General features: G+C 67.5%; 13 protein-coding genes and 2 pseudogenes. 11 read left to right on the top strand and 4 right to left on the bottom strand.

Features of this window, described 5'->3' with window-relative positions; all coding sequences use genetic code 11:
- The first annotated feature begins 26 nt into the window (after positions 1-26).
- Both mshA and WA762_RS11155 read left to right on the top strand, forming a co-directional pair.
- Positions 27-1379: a D-inositol-3-phosphate glycosyltransferase gene (mshA, locus tag WA762_RS11160; RefSeq protein ID WP_335935285.1), complete on the top strand. Its 1353-nt coding sequence runs from the start codon at positions 27-29 to the stop codon at positions 1377-1379.
- Positions 1380-1611: 232 nt separating this feature from the next.
- Positions 1612-2112: a type III secretion system chaperone family protein gene (locus WA762_RS11155; protein ID WP_335935420.1), complete on the top strand. Its 501-nt coding sequence runs from the start codon at positions 1612-1614 to the stop codon at positions 2110-2112.
- A gap of 60 nt (positions 2113-2172) precedes the next feature.
- On the opposite strand, the pseudogene WA762_RS11150 reads toward WA762_RS11155, so the two are convergent.
- A pseudogene (locus WA762_RS11150) lies at positions 2173-3292 on the bottom strand (MFS transporter).
- 421 nt (positions 3293-3713) lie between these two features.
- On the opposite strand from WA762_RS11150, the gene WA762_RS11145 reads away from it, so the two are divergent.
- Positions 3714-4493 (top strand): hypothetical protein, encoded by a 780-nt coding sequence (locus WA762_RS11145; RefSeq protein ID WP_335935284.1) that lies wholly within the window; start codon positions 3714-3716, stop codon positions 4491-4493.
- A gap of 246 nt (positions 4494-4739) precedes the next feature.
- Here WA762_RS11145 and WA762_RS11140 read toward each other — a convergent pair whose 3' ends face one another.
- Complete coding sequence (locus WA762_RS11140) at positions 4740-4982, bottom strand: hypothetical protein (RefSeq protein ID WP_335935282.1); 243 nt, start codon at positions 4980-4982, stop codon at positions 4740-4742.
- A complete protein-coding gene (locus WA762_RS11135; RefSeq protein WP_073789286.1) occupies positions 4979-5227 on the bottom strand; it encodes a hypothetical protein in 249 nt (82 codons plus the stop codon). Before WA762_RS11135 ends, WA762_RS11140 begins: the two co-directional genes overlap by 4 nt.
- Before the next feature lie 183 nt (positions 5228-5410).
- Between WA762_RS11135 and WA762_RS11130 the strand changes: the two genes are divergently transcribed.
- The 8 genes and pseudogenes from WA762_RS11130 to WA762_RS11095 all read left to right on the top strand — a co-directional run.
- Positions 5411-6007, top strand: a complete 597-nt coding sequence (locus tag WA762_RS11130) for an AAA family ATPase (protein WP_335935278.1) — start codon at positions 5411-5413, stop codon at positions 6005-6007.
- Positions 6008-6101: 94 nt separating this feature from the next.
- Positions 6102-6455 (top strand): hypothetical protein, encoded by a 354-nt coding sequence (locus WA762_RS11125; RefSeq protein ID WP_335935276.1) that lies wholly within the window; start codon positions 6102-6104, stop codon positions 6453-6455.
- A gap of 512 nt (positions 6456-6967) precedes the next feature.
- Complete coding sequence (locus WA762_RS11120; RefSeq protein ID WP_335935274.1) at positions 6968-7714, top strand: hypothetical protein; 747 nt, start codon at positions 6968-6970, stop codon at positions 7712-7714.
- 1 nt (position 7715) lies between these two features.
- A complete protein-coding gene (locus WA762_RS11115; RefSeq protein WP_335935272.1) occupies positions 7716-9314 on the top strand; it encodes a hypothetical protein in 1599 nt (532 codons plus the stop codon).
- Positions 9315-9675: 361 nt separating this feature from the next.
- A protein-coding gene (locus tag WA762_RS11110) for an IS5 family transposase (RefSeq protein WP_443080566.1) occupies positions 9676-10472 on the top strand; the annotation gives its coding sequence in 2 pieces (ribosomal slippage) (positions 9676-10018 and positions 10018-10472; 798 coding nt in all).
- Positions 10473-10505: 33 nt separating this feature from the next.
- Positions 10506-10901, top strand: coding sequence for a hypothetical protein (locus tag WA762_RS11105; RefSeq protein ID WP_335935271.1), 396 nt, complete (start codon positions 10506-10508; stop codon positions 10899-10901).
- A gap of 116 nt (positions 10902-11017) precedes the next feature.
- A complete protein-coding gene (locus WA762_RS11100) occupies positions 11018-11224 on the top strand; it encodes a DNA-binding protein (protein WP_335935269.1) in 207 nt (68 codons plus the stop codon).
- A gap of 81 nt (positions 11225-11305) precedes the next feature.
- Positions 11306-11848: pseudogene (locus tag WA762_RS11095) on the top strand (tyrosine-type recombinase/integrase); the annotation flags it as partial.
- Between the two features lie 69 nt (positions 11849-11917).
- Here the strand turns inward: WA762_RS11095 and WA762_RS11090 are convergent.
- A complete protein-coding gene (locus WA762_RS11090; RefSeq protein WP_335935267.1) occupies positions 11918-12679 on the bottom strand; it encodes a phosphoglyceromutase in 762 nt (253 codons plus the stop codon).
- Between the last annotated feature and the right edge of the window lie 74 nt (positions 12680-12753).

Below are 12753 nucleotides of genomic sequence, written 5' to 3'. Positions count from 1 at the left end.
GCCCTGAGTGAGGAGGACCGGACGACGTGAGTCAGTACGTCTCCCGGCTCGGCAGCAGTCGCGTGGCGCCGCGTCTCAGGTTCCCCGCGGCCTTCCCCGGCGGCCACCGCAAGCCCCGCCGTATCGCGATGCTCTCCGTGCACACCTCGCCCCTGCACCAGCCGGGCACCGGCGACGCGGGCGGCATGAACGTCTACATCGTGGAGCTGGCCCGGCGCCTCGCCGCGATCAACATCGAGGTCGAGATCTTCACCCGGTCCACCACCGGGGGACTGCCCCCGGCGGTCGACCTGGCGGCCGGAGTCCTCGTCCGGCACGTCGACGCGGGGCCGTACGAAGGGCTCGCCAAGGAGGAGCTGCCCGCCCAGCTCTGCGCCTTCACCCACGGCGTCATGCAGGCGTGGGCGGGCCAGCGCCCCGGCTACTACGACCTGGTCCACTCCCACTACTGGCTCTCCGGCCACGTCGGCTGGCTCGCCGCCCAGCGCTGGGGCGTCCCGCTGGTCCACGCCATGCACACCATGGCCAAGGTCAAGAACGCGGCGCTCGCGGAGGGCGACACCCCCGAGCCCGCCGCCCGGGTCATCGGGGAGACCCAGATCGTCGACGCGGCCGACCGGCTGATCGCGAACACCACCGAGGAGGCGGACGAACTGGTCCGCTTCTACGCGGCCGACCCCGGCTCCGTCGCCGTCGTCCACCCCGGGGTCAACCTGGACTGCTTCAGCCCGGCCGACGGGCGCGCCGCGGCCCGGGCCCGTCTCGGACTGCCGCAGGACGCCCTGATTCCGCTCTTCGCCGGCCGCATCCAGCCGCTGAAGGCGCCGGACGTGCTGCTGCGGGCCGTGGCCGTGCTGCTGGAGCGGGACCCCTCGCTGCGCACCCGCATGGTCGTGCCGATCGTCGGCGGCCCGAGCGGCAGCGGCCTCGCCAAGCCGGAGGGACTGCAGAAGCTGGCGGCGCGGCTGGGCATCGCCGATGTCGTACGGTTCCATCCGCCGGTGCGGCAGCACGAGCTCGCCGACTGGTTCCGGGCCGCCTCCGTGCTGGTCATGCCCTCGCACAGCGAGTCCTTCGGGCTGGTCGCGATCGAGGCGCAGGCGGCGGGCACCCCGGTCGTCGCGGCGGCCGTCGGCGGGCTCCCGGTGGCGGTACGGGACGGGATCAGCGGTTTTCTGATACCGGGGCACGATCCGCGGGCGTACGCGGAGGCGCTGGCCCGGTTCGCGGACGCGCCGGAGCTCGTCGCCCGGATGGGCGCGGCGGCCGCCGCCCACGCCCAGCGCTTCGGCTGGGACACCGCCGCGTCCGCGACCGCCGACGTGTACACGGCCGCGATGCACGCGCGTCGCCGTCGCGTACGCTCGCACCATGGCTGACGCTGACGCACCCGAGGACGCGGCGACCGGCGAAGGGGCCGCCGCCCAAGCGGCGCCCGCCGAAACGGCGAGGACAGAAGCGGCGAGCACCGAAACGGCTACGGCCCGCGCGGCGACCGCCCAGGTCCCGGCGGCCGATCGGACCGAGCGGACCGATCAGATCGAGCGCACCGAGCGCACCGAGCGCACCGAGCAGGTCCCGGCCTCCTCGCAGACCGATGAGAGCGAGCAGATCGACCAGGCCGACCGGATCGCGCGGATCATCGAGGCGGCCCTGACGGACGCCGAGCTCGAATGGGAGAGTCCGCAACCGGGCGACTACGTCGTCAAGCTGCCCGGCACCCGCAAGCTGTCCACCACCTGTTCGCTACGGGTCGGCAGGCACTCGCTCTCCCTCAACGCCTTCGTCATCCGCCACCCGGACGAGAACGAAGCGGCGGTCCACCGCTGGCTGCTGGAACGCAACCTCCGCCTCTTCGGCGTGAGTTACGCGGTCGACGGCCTCGGTGACATCTACCTCGTCGGCCGGCTGCCGCTCTCCGTGGTCACGCCGGAGGAGCTCGACCGACTGCTCGGCACGGTCCTGGAAGCCGCCGACGGCTCGTTCAACACCCTGCTGGAACTGGGTTTCGCCAGTGCGATCCGCAAGGAGTACGCGTGGCGGGTCTCGCGCGGCGAGTCGACGCGGAACCTGGACGCGTTCACCCATCTGACCCAGCGACCGGAACGCTGACACGGGCTCCCGCGGCCTTCCTCCCCGCCGGCCGACGTCGTCCCCGCGCCCGCCGGCCGACTACCGGCGCCGGCCCCCGCGCAGCACCCGCCCACCGACCAGCACCGCGCAGCCTCCCGCGGTCAGCAGCCCGCCGGCGAGAAAGGCCCCCCCGCACACCGGCGAACGGCAGGACCAGCCCGCCGAGCGCCGCGCCCGCCGCGATACCGGCGTTGTACGCACCGGAGTTCGCGGCGAGCGCCATGTCCGTACGCCCCGGTGCGCAACGCAGCATCTCGTTCTGGGCGACCATGAAAACCGGCCCGAGCGCGCCGCCCATCAGCACCAGGAACACCACCGCCGCCACCCGGTCCTGGCCCGCCGCGTACAGGCCGAGCATGCCCGCTGCCTGCGCGGCCACCGCGGTGAGCAGCGCGCCCTGCGGAAACCGGTCCAGCACCGCGCCCGTGACGCTCACCCCGGCCAGACACGCGGCGCCGAAGGCCACGAACAGGGCGCTGACCGCGCCCGGCGAGAACCCGCTCACGTCGTCCAGGAACGTCACGATGTACGTGTAGCCCGTGAACGCGCCGACGGCGGACAGGGTCCCGGCCGCGAGGACGATCCCGAACCGGCGGGCGTCGGGAACGGTTCCGTAGGCGGCCCGCTCCTCCTCCGGACGCGAAGTCGGCAGCAGAACGGCGATCGTCACGAGAGAGACGAGCCCCAGAACCGCCGGCACGGCGACCGGAACCTCCCAGCCGCTCCGCCGGCCCAGCCAGGTCCCGGCGGGGACGCCCAGTACGAGGGCGAGCGACCCGGCGACGGAGAGCGCCCCCAGCACACGCCCCCGGACCTCCGGCGTGAACAGCCCCACCGCCACCGGCCCCATCACGGCCCAGAACAACGCCTGGGCCAGCGCCGTCGCCAGCCGAGCCGCGAGCAGCACGTGGTACGAGGCGGCCAGGGCCGCGAGCAGACTGGATGCGACGAGCACGGCCAGCAGTCCCGCGAGCACATGACGACGGGGCACGGCCCGCGCCGCGCGGGCCAGCGGCAGGGACGCCGCGGCCACCGTCACGCCGTAACCGGTGACCAGCAGACCGACCGCCGGGACCGACACCCGCAGGCTTCCGGCGATGAGGTCCAGGAGGCCGATCGGCAGATTCTCCACGGTGTTGAAGGTGAAGGCGGCCAGCATCAGGGCCGCGAGCACCGCGAACCCGCGCCAGGCGGCCGCAGGTGCCATCCCCGCCACATCCGCCGTATCTGCCGCATCCGCTGCATCTGCCGTGCCCGCCGTAACCGCTGCGATCGGCGTGACCGCACCGTCGTGCCGCCTCCTCGCCGGTCCCGTCGGCTCCGTGGCGTCCTCCATGAAGGAAGCTCACCGGTCCCGCCCGGCCCGCCGAAACCGAATTGGCCCCGCCGCAGGGACCCGCAGACCTCCGCCCTCCGCCCTCCGCCCCACCGCCCTCCGCATCGACGCAAAGCGCCTTCACAGCTTGATCACAGCACCGTCACGATCGCGGCGCTTTCCCCAAGTTGTTGATCATCAAACCAAGTTCACTTCTAGAGTGGGTCAAATCCAGGAATCCTGCACAGAGATACGGACTCGAACCATGCGACCCACCGTCATACGCCGGACCGCCCTTACCGCCAGCGCGGCGTGTGTGGCCCTCCTCGTCACCGCCTGCGGCGGTGGCTCGGACTCCGGTTCGGGATCCGACAAGCCGGCGGGCACCAAGGGCAAGGAGTCCGCCGCCGCGAAGCCGGCCGCCAAGGCGCTCACCGCCGCCGAACTGGAGAAGGCCGCGCTGGCCCAGGGCGACGTCGAGGGGTACAAGATCGCGAAGGCCGCGGACAAGGACACCGTCACCAAGAACGACATCAAGTCCGAGAACGCGGCCTGCACGCCGCTCGCGAACGCGCTGATGGGCGCCGAGGTCGGCGAGCCCGCCGCGTTCGTCCGGCGCACGGTCGTCAGCGAGCCCAAGAAGAAGGAGGGCCTGAAGCCCGAGGAGATGCTGAAGGCGGCGCTCGACATCACGACGACGCAGCTCGCGCTCGGCTCGTACGACGGTACGGGCGCGGCGGATTCGGTCGCCGCGCTGCGCAAGGCGGCCACCGCGTGCACGGGCGGGTTCGACTTCACGGCGGCCGGTCAGCCGAACAAGGTCACCAAGGTCACCGAGGAGCAGGTCAAGGGCGGCGAGGAGGCGGCGGCCTGGACCGTGGAGATGTCGGCCTCCAGCGGGAAGTTCGAGATCAAGCTGGTGGGCATGCGCCAGGGTTCGTCCTTCGCCTCGTTCTCCTCGATGAACCTGGCCGCGATGGGCAGCGGAGGCGGCTTCGAGCTGCCGACCGCAGTGGTCGAGGCCCAGGCGGCGAAGCTGGCGTAACCGCCGGGTCCCGGGCGGGCCACGGGGGTACGGAGCACGGGACCGAGGGCCGGGCCGGCGAACGGGCGCACGGTCAGGCACGGCCGGACGGAGACGGAGACCGACGGCCGGACGGAGACGGAGACGGAGACCGACAGCCGGATCGGACCAGGTCCGACCCGGTCCGATCCGCACCAACCAGACCGATCCGCACCGATCCGCGCTGACCCGCACCGCACCGCACCGCACCGGTCCGGACCGGTCCGTTCACGGCAGCGGCACGAGTCTCACCACGGTGACGATCAGAACAGACCCGGACACGTAATAGAGCACGATCGCCCCCGCGACCGTCGCCTCGCGCCGGTCGCGCTCGCTCTTGACCGCCGTGGACCCGTGCCCGTACGGGTCCCGGCCCAGGGTGCGGGCCATCTCGTCCCGGAAGACCTCGCTGTCGCGCATCTTGGCCAGGGTGTCGTCGGCGGGCGGGGCGTAGGAGATACGGAAGCTCAAGCGACCGTCCGCCTCTCGGCCTCGTCCTGCGCCAGCCGGTCCAAGATCTTCTCCGCCTCCGGGTCGGGTACGGCCTCCAGCATCCAGTGCCGCATGACGGCCTGGATCTCGCCCACGCCGGCGTCGTTGATGGCGCGGTCGAACTCCTCGCGTCTCTCCTCCGGCAGCGCGGCGCGGATGGCCGGGATGCTGTTGGGCACGTCGACTTCGGCGCCGCCGACGAAGGTCTTCAGGGGCTCGCCCATGGTTGCTCTCCCTGCTCTCCTCGCTCCTCCGCACCCGGCCCGCGCAGGACCCGTCACCGCACCGTCGCAGGCCGGTGCGAGCCGCACGGGTGGACTCCCGCCCCCCCGTGCGGGCCGTTGCTCGGCCTCACGGTAGCGCCAGGCGCCGCAGCGGACCGGCGACCCGCACGATACGTTCGTCCCGTGACAGGAACATCATGGGACATAGTGCTGGTTGGCGGTGCGTCAGGCATCGGGAAGAGCCGCCTGGCGGCCCGAATCGCGGCGGAACACGGGGCGTTCACGGTCGAGTTCGACGACGTGGTCAGCGCGGTCGAGGCGATGACGACTGCCGAGCAACACCCGGCCGTCCACCACTTCGACGACATCCCCGACGCCTCGCAACTCCCCGTCGAGGAGGTGCTGGACCTCCAGATCGCCACAGCCCGCGCCCTCGAACCCGCGGTACTGGGCGTGGTCCGCAACCGTCTGACCGTCGACGTCCCCGCCGTGATCGAGGGCGACTACCTCACCCCGGCCGCCGTCTCGGCCGCTCTCCGGGAGAGCCGCGCGTCCGGCCGCCGCGTCCGGGCCGTCTTCCTGCACGAGGCCGACCCGGACCAGATCACCGCCAACTATGCCTCCCGCGAGCCCGGCAACGGCGAACAGCGCCAACGAGCACAGGTCAGCGCCGCCTACTCGCACTGGCTCGCCGCCCAGGCCGCCCACCACGACCTCCCGGTCGTCGACTGCCGCCCCTGGAACACCCTCGCGTCCCGCGTGGAACAGGCGCTGAGCTAGGAAAAGAACCGGCCACCAACCGCACCAACCCACCCCGCACCCCCGGGCCGCCCGCCCGACCGGCGTTGTCACACCCCCGCCGTACGCTCGGCCCGTGAGCGTTTCCGTCTACTACAGCGCCCGTCGGGCACAACCGCTGACCGGCCCCGAGACCGTCGCCGTCGAGCGCGTCGTCACCGCCCGCACGGCGTCGTTCCCGTACGACGACGAGGAGAACCTCTGCCTCTACGACGCGGACGGCGACCACGACGACGAGATCCTCGCCGGTTCCACCAAGCTGCCGAGCGACCCCGACAGATGGCTGCCGGCGATCTCCCATGTCCTCGACTCCGTGACCGAACTGCGCCGCACCGTGGCCGGCGCAGACTGGCATGTACACCTGGACGACGTCGACATCCCCTGGACCGAGACCGAGGGCTACGCCCTACCGGGCCTGCGCGACGCGTAACCCGCGCCGGACCCATTCCCGCAGGGGACAGCCGCGTACGACGAAAAAGTCCCCGCCCGCGGCGAATCGCGGACGGGGACTCTCGGAGTCCAGTGGCTACTTCTTCTTGCCCTGGGTCTTGTCGGGGATCTTGATTACCCGAGTTTTCGCTGCTCAGGGTCGATGGGCTCGTACGCCCGGCCGTCGTCGTTGGTCGTCATTGGCCACTGTTGAGCAACCTCGGACGGCCCAGCTCTGCCGCGCTCTGCTGACGGACAGCACCTTCCACCTCAGCGGACGACAGTCCGCCACGACGGCGGGTGCGCCAACGGACCACGCACGCGTGTGCCTCGCTGCACCCTCACCGGCCTCAACCACGCTGCCATGCCGTCGACCAGAGCAAGTTGCGCCGGCCGAGGAAGGACCGGCAAGCCAGCAGCCCACAAACGATGTCGAGGATAGACTGTGGCTCCCGGGGGGCCTTTGGCATGAGGCTGCTCCGACCTGCGTGTGTCCTGGGGGAGGCATCGTTAATGGGTGACGGCGCTATGGATTCGACCGAGAACACAGGAATTTTTAAGCACTTTTCTCATCTGGCCGATCTCAGTACTTATGTAATTCGATCCTCAACGTCTGAATGTGGAACATCGCTCGGCGCTATTTTGCAGCTTGAAGCAGATATTGGGCTATGGGAAGCCCGAATGGCGGATAGGCCCGAGGCTGGACAGCTCGCTGACGCGCGGCGAGAATTGGGTTTTGCCACGTACGCAGCTTCCTGTGGCTTGTACAGAATGGCTTTCGGCGGCATTCGTACCTTCTTGGAACTGAGCTTTGCCGCTGTTTATTTTTCTGCCAATGAGCTTCATAGAAGGCAGTGGGTATCCGACAAGCGAGACTTCTCCTGGTCGGAAGCGCTCGATGAGAATTCTGGCGTCCTCTCAAAGCCTTTTATGCGCGAGTTCTTTGAACACGATGTCGAGGAAGCGGCAGCCTATGCAACTCTGGCCGCGAGATCGTACCGGCATTGCTCGCAGTTCGTTCACGGCAAACTCGCAGTAACAAATTCTCTGCCAAAAGATGTTAGCTTTTCCAAAGCGGCGCTAGAAGATTGGGTTACGACAGCAAGAAACGCAGCGCAGGCGGTCCTGTTTTTGCTGTATGGGCGATTTGCGGCAGAGTTCCTTTCGCGAGACAATGGTCAATTGGGTGCGACATTGGAGCACACTCTCTCTCATCTGAAGTCGGTTCGTACCGTGCTCGGTCTTCCTCTGGAGGGGTAGCATGCAGAGTGACATCGTTTATCGCACAGAAGACATTCCTCCAGAGGAAATTCTCGACTATTTGGTTGAGACGGATACGGATCGCCATCTCATCGATTCATTGAAGGGGCGGTCTCCGGTTGTCCTGAAGGGGAGTCGTGGCGTCGGCAAGTCATTTTTGATGAGAGCTGCCGAAGCGGAGATTCGTCGGGATTTCCCTGAGTTGAAGATCTTGCCCGTATATGTCACTTTTGCACAGGCAAGCCTCATTCGGCAAGATACGCCAGACCGTTTCTTGATGTGGATGATGGCTAAGTTGTGCACGAGTATCCTGCGAGCCGCCTCGACGTTTGGCTTGACCCTTCCCGGCGGATCTGCAATTACTGCAATCCAAGGAAATTCCGCCATTGGCAACTACTCGGGGATGCAAAAGGTTGAATCCATTTTCGAGACATCGTGGATGAGTGATCGGCAGGAAGACCTGCCTGTGAGCGTGCCGGACCCCGAAATCCTGCGTGACGCTGTGGAAGATCTCTGCCGGTATACGGGCATTAAGCGTGTGGTCGTATTCGTTGACGAGGCAGCCCATGTCTTTATACCGGAGCAACAGCGCCAGTTCTTCACCTTGATGCGCGACCTGCGGAGCCCGTATCTGACGGTCAAGGCTGCAGTCTATCCGGGCGCTACTTCTTATGGGCACGCTTTCCAGCCTACGCATGATGCATCCTTGCTGTCAGTGGACCGCAATGTTACGGATTCCGAATACGCTGCAGCAATGCGGTCGATCGTTTACAAGCAAGATGATTCGCTGAAGAAACAGATCGAACCGAATGGGGATGTGTTCGACACGCTTTCTTATGCGGCCACGGGCAACCCTCGCATCCTACTGAAGACGCTCCTCATGCGCGCGCCATTCAATCGAAGGAATGCGCAAGAGACGATCAGGGAGTATTATCGAGAAGAGATCTGGAAAGAGCACTCGAATTTGTCGGAGAGGTATCCCGGGCACAGTGAGTTGATTGATTGGGGGCGGGGTTTCATTGAGGACTCCGTACTGCCTGCGCTATTTGCGCGAAATAGTGGTCGCTCGTCGCAGACCTCTTCCTACTTCTGGATTCATCGGGATGCGCCCCAGGCTGTTCGTGAAGCCCTGCGCTTGCTCTGCTATAGCGGAATCGTGCAGGAAGGTGATGCGGGCATTCGAGCAACCCGCGGAGAGATCGGTACCCGCTACATGGTTAACTTGGGGTGTATCTTCGCCCAAGATGCGGAACCGATTAAGTTTGGCCAGCATGTCAGGCAGCATCTGTACTTGAAGCGAATGGTTGAGTACGGGGCAAATCATGCGGCTTATCGACCGATCGATAAGTTTGCTCTGGGAAGCATCGATTCTGCGGGTAATCAGGCCCTTGAAGCGCAGCTGGATAGGTCCATTGACTACCTTGATGTGACTGATTTTCAGCGTTCAAAGCTTCGGGACGAACTTGGCTTGCTAACGATTGGTGAGGTCCTCAAGTCTGATGAGGAAGTTTTTAAGCGAGCTTATTACGTCGGCACCAAGCGTGCTCGTCAGATGAGAAATGCTGCAGTCACCGCTGTTTTGGAATATCTCTCCGGCTGACTTCGTGTAGCTCAGATACCCCTGGCCCAGACCTGAAGGGCCGTCGCTGTCCGTTGACGGCGGCGGCCCACTCGGGCGATTCACAGATCGACGCCAATCCCTATCAGGTCGATCACGGGGGGCGTGGTTCAGGGCGTCAAGGTGGAGCGCGTCACTGTACGAACGCCCTTGACGCTCTGGGTCTCGACTGCTCGGCTCTGCCTGGGGCGACGGCGGACGGGATGGGAGCTCCCGCACCATCCACTTACGGCCGGCACTCGCGAACGGTCCCCCGCCTTCCTAAAGCCTCAGCGTCCCCGCGGGAGATATGTCCTTAGATGTCGTCACATTTGGTGGCTTGAGTAGTCCGCGCTGTGTGGTGATGGTCGAGCGCATGGTGCCGGATGAGCTGTGGGAGCTGTTCCAGCGAGTGGTCCCGCCTGCTCCGACTCGACCGAAGGGCGGCGGCCGGCGCAGGTACGGGGACCGCGAAGTGCTGGCCGCGATCATCTTCGTGGCCACGACGGGCTGCACCTCGCGGCAGATGCCGCCGGTCTTCGGTTCGTCGGGGCCGACCGCGCACCGGCGTTTCACCGAGTGGAGTGCCGCCCGGGTCTGGGCCAAGTTGCACCGCGTCGTCCTTGACGAGCTGGGCTCGCGCGGCGGCTTGGACTGGTCGCGCTGCGCGATCGACTCGGTGAACATGCGGGCCCTGAAAGGAGGGAGCTGACAGGTCCGAATCCTGTCGACCGGGGCAAGAAAGGCTCGGAGATCCACTTGATCACCGACCGGACCGGTCTGCCCATCTCCGTCGGGATCTCCGGCGCGAACCTCCATGACGGCCAGGTGCTTGAGCCGCTGGTGCGCGGCATTCCGCCGATCCGTTCGCGTCGCGGCCCCCGGCGGCGACGGCCCGCCAAGCTCCACGCGGACAAGGGATACGACTACGACCACCTGCGCCGATGGCTCCGCTCGCGCGGCATCCGTCACCGCATCGCCCGCAGAGGCGTCGAATCCTCCACGAGGCTCGGCCGGCATCGCTGGACGATCGAGCGCACGATGACCTGGCTGGGCGGCTGCCGCCGCCTGCACCGCCGCTACGAGCGCAAGGCCGAGCACTTCCTGGCCTTCACCGCCATCGCCTGCACCCTCATCTGCTACCGCAGGCTGGCGGCCTGACAGACAGCACCCGCAGGTGGGACGATCCACAGCATGACCGAATGGATGCATCACACCCCGCGCTGGACGGTCATATCGGTCTGCGTCATCGCAGCCGTCCTGCTCTTCGTCGGCGCTTTCGCGCACGTCACCGACCTCCTCAGCCACGGACTGCACCCCTACGACTGGGCACCAGGGTGGCTCAACCTCTACTGGTCGTCGCTGGCACTGTTCGACGCGCTCGTCGCCGTGCTCCTGATCCAGGGCAAACGCCGAGGAACCGACCTCGCCTGCGTCATCATGGCGACCGACCTCGCCGCTAACTGGTACGCGGACTACGGCATCCAGCACAGCAACATCGCTGCTCAGCCCGGCCTTCAACGACTGGCAGTCTTCGCCGCACTCGTCCTAGGAACGGCGCCGTTCATTCGACGGCACCTCACCAATTGAGACGACGTCTTCCGTGCTCGCTCACTGGGTCTTCGCCGGCATCGGCCTGTCCGACGCCGAAACCTGGCTTGCCTCGTCCCTCAAACCCGTCCCCGGAACGGAAGGAGAGCCCACACATGGCTGATCGACGCCGCGCCTCGGCCGAAGTAACCGCCGCACCGCGCGCCCTGCCCTCGCGGTTCCTGACTCCTGACGACCTGGTGGAGATGTTCGAGCTGCCCAGCGTCGAGACGGTCTACCAGGGGCACCGTAAGCGCACCGGTCCGTGTGGTTTCCGGGTCGGCCGGCACCTGCGCTTCGACCCGGACGACGTACGCGCCTGAGTGGAGTCCCAGATCAAGGGGACCGCTGCCTGATGGTCGGACACATCCGAGACCGCTGGTACAAGAAAGAGAAGGGGCCGGACGGCAAGCCTCGTGGTCCAGCAGCTCAAGCTGAGCCGCAGCAAGCCCGTCTTCGCCCCGCCGAAGGGCGGCAAGCTCCGGGACGTACCGCTCCCCGGTCCAGTCGCTGACGCTCTCCGCGCCCACATGAAGCGATTCCCACCGGTCGAGATCACCTTGCCGTGGAAGGTGGCGGACGGGCCTCCGGTGACCAAGCGGCTGATCTTCACCAGGCAGCGCGGCGGGCACGTCTGGCGTACGTCGCTCAACGAGGGGGCGTGGAAGCGTGCCCTCGCCTCGGCTGGCGTGATCCCCGAGCGGAAGCCGGGCGGGTCGTACGCCGGGTCCCGCGAGAACGGCATGCACGCCCTCCGCCACTTCTATGCCTCGGTGCTCCTGGACGCGGGCGAGAACATCAAGGCCCTCGCCGAGTACCTGGGTCACTCGGACCCGGGCCTGACGCTCCGCGTGTATGCGCACCTGATGCCGTCCAGCCAGGAGCGCACCCGCAAGGCGGTCGCCGCCGTCTTCGACACGGCCCGACCGGAGTCATCCCGCACCTGACGGCCCAGAGGCAGCGAAAAGCCCCCTCCCGGCGGAGAACCCGCAGGCAGGGGGCTTGTTCGTGGGCGCCTACTTCTTCTTGCCCTGGTTCTTCACGGCCTCGATGGCGGCCTTCGCGGCCTCCGGGTCGAGGTAGGTGCCGCCCGGCTTCACGGGGCGGAAGTCGGCGTCCAGCTCGTAGACGAGCGGGATGCCGGTCGGGATGTTCAGGCCCGCGATGTCGGCGTCGGAGATGCCGTCGAGGTGCTTGACCAGGGCGCGGAGGCTGTTGCCGTGGGCGGCGACCAGGACCGTGCGGCCGGCCAGCAGGTCCGGGACGATGCCGTCGTACCAGTACGGCAGCATGCGGACGACGACGTCCTTCAGGCACTCGGTGCGCGGGCGCAGCTCCGGCGGGATGGTGGCGTAGCGCGCGTCGTCGCTCTGCGAGAACTCGGTGCCGTCCTCCAGGGCGGGCGGCGGGGTGTCGTACGAACGGCGCCAGAGCATGAACTGCTCCTCGCCGAACTCGGCGAGGGTCTGTGCCTTGTCCTTGCCCTGAAGGGCGCCGTAGTGGCGCTCGTTCAGCCGCCAGGAGCGGTGGACGGGGATCCAGTGGCGGTCCGCGGACTCCAGCGCGAGCTGCGCGGTGCGGATGGCGCGCTTCTGGAGGGAGGTGTGCAGCACGTCGGGGAGCAGACCGGCGTCCTTCAGCAGCTCACCGCCGCGGACCGCCTCCTTCTCGCCCTTCTCCGTGAGGTTGACGTCCACCCAGCCGGTGAACAGGTTCTTCGCGTTCCACTCGCTCTCGCCGTGGCGGAGGAGGATCAGCTTGTACGGTGCGTCGGCCATGGCCCCGAGCGTAATCGACCCGGTACGGGCGCCGCGCAGCCGGTCACAGGGCGGACAGGCCGGGCGCGAGCGAG

Source organism: Streptomyces tyrfis (assembly GCF_037034285.1).
Classification (GTDB): domain Bacteria; phylum Actinomycetota; class Actinomycetes; order Streptomycetales; family Streptomycetaceae; genus Streptomyces.
The sequence above is the reverse complement of the archived record's forward strand: the minus strand, read 5'-3'. Positions and strand labels throughout refer to the sequence as shown.

What these genes read in the sequence shown, in the direction of transcription:
- WA762_RS11120 (WP_335935274.1), top strand. Translation starts at nt 6,968, where the DNA reads ATGGGTGACGGCGCTATGGATTCGACCGAGAACACAGGAATTTTTAAG.
- WA762_RS11105 (WP_335935271.1), top strand. Translation starts at nt 10,506, where the DNA reads ATGACCGAATGGATGCATCACACCCCGCGCTGGACGGTCATATCGGTC.
- WA762_RS11145 (WP_335935284.1), top strand. Translation starts at nt 3,714, where the DNA reads ATGCGACCCACCGTCATACGCCGGACCGCCCTTACCGCCAGCGCGGCG.
- WA762_RS11090 (WP_335935267.1), bottom strand. Translation starts at nt 12,679, where the DNA reads ATGGCCGACGCACCGTACAAGCTGATCCTCCTCCGCCACGGCGAGAGC.
- WA762_RS11115 (WP_335935272.1), top strand. Translation starts at nt 7,716, where the DNA reads ATGCAGAGTGACATCGTTTATCGCACAGAAGACATTCCTCCAGAGGAA.
- WA762_RS11100 (WP_335935269.1), top strand. Translation starts at nt 11,018, where the DNA reads ATGGCTGATCGACGCCGCGCCTCGGCCGAAGTAACCGCCGCACCGCGC.
- WA762_RS11135 (WP_073789286.1), bottom strand. Translation starts at nt 5,227, where the DNA reads ATGGGCGAGCCCCTGAAGACCTTCGTCGGCGGCGCCGAAGTCGACGTG.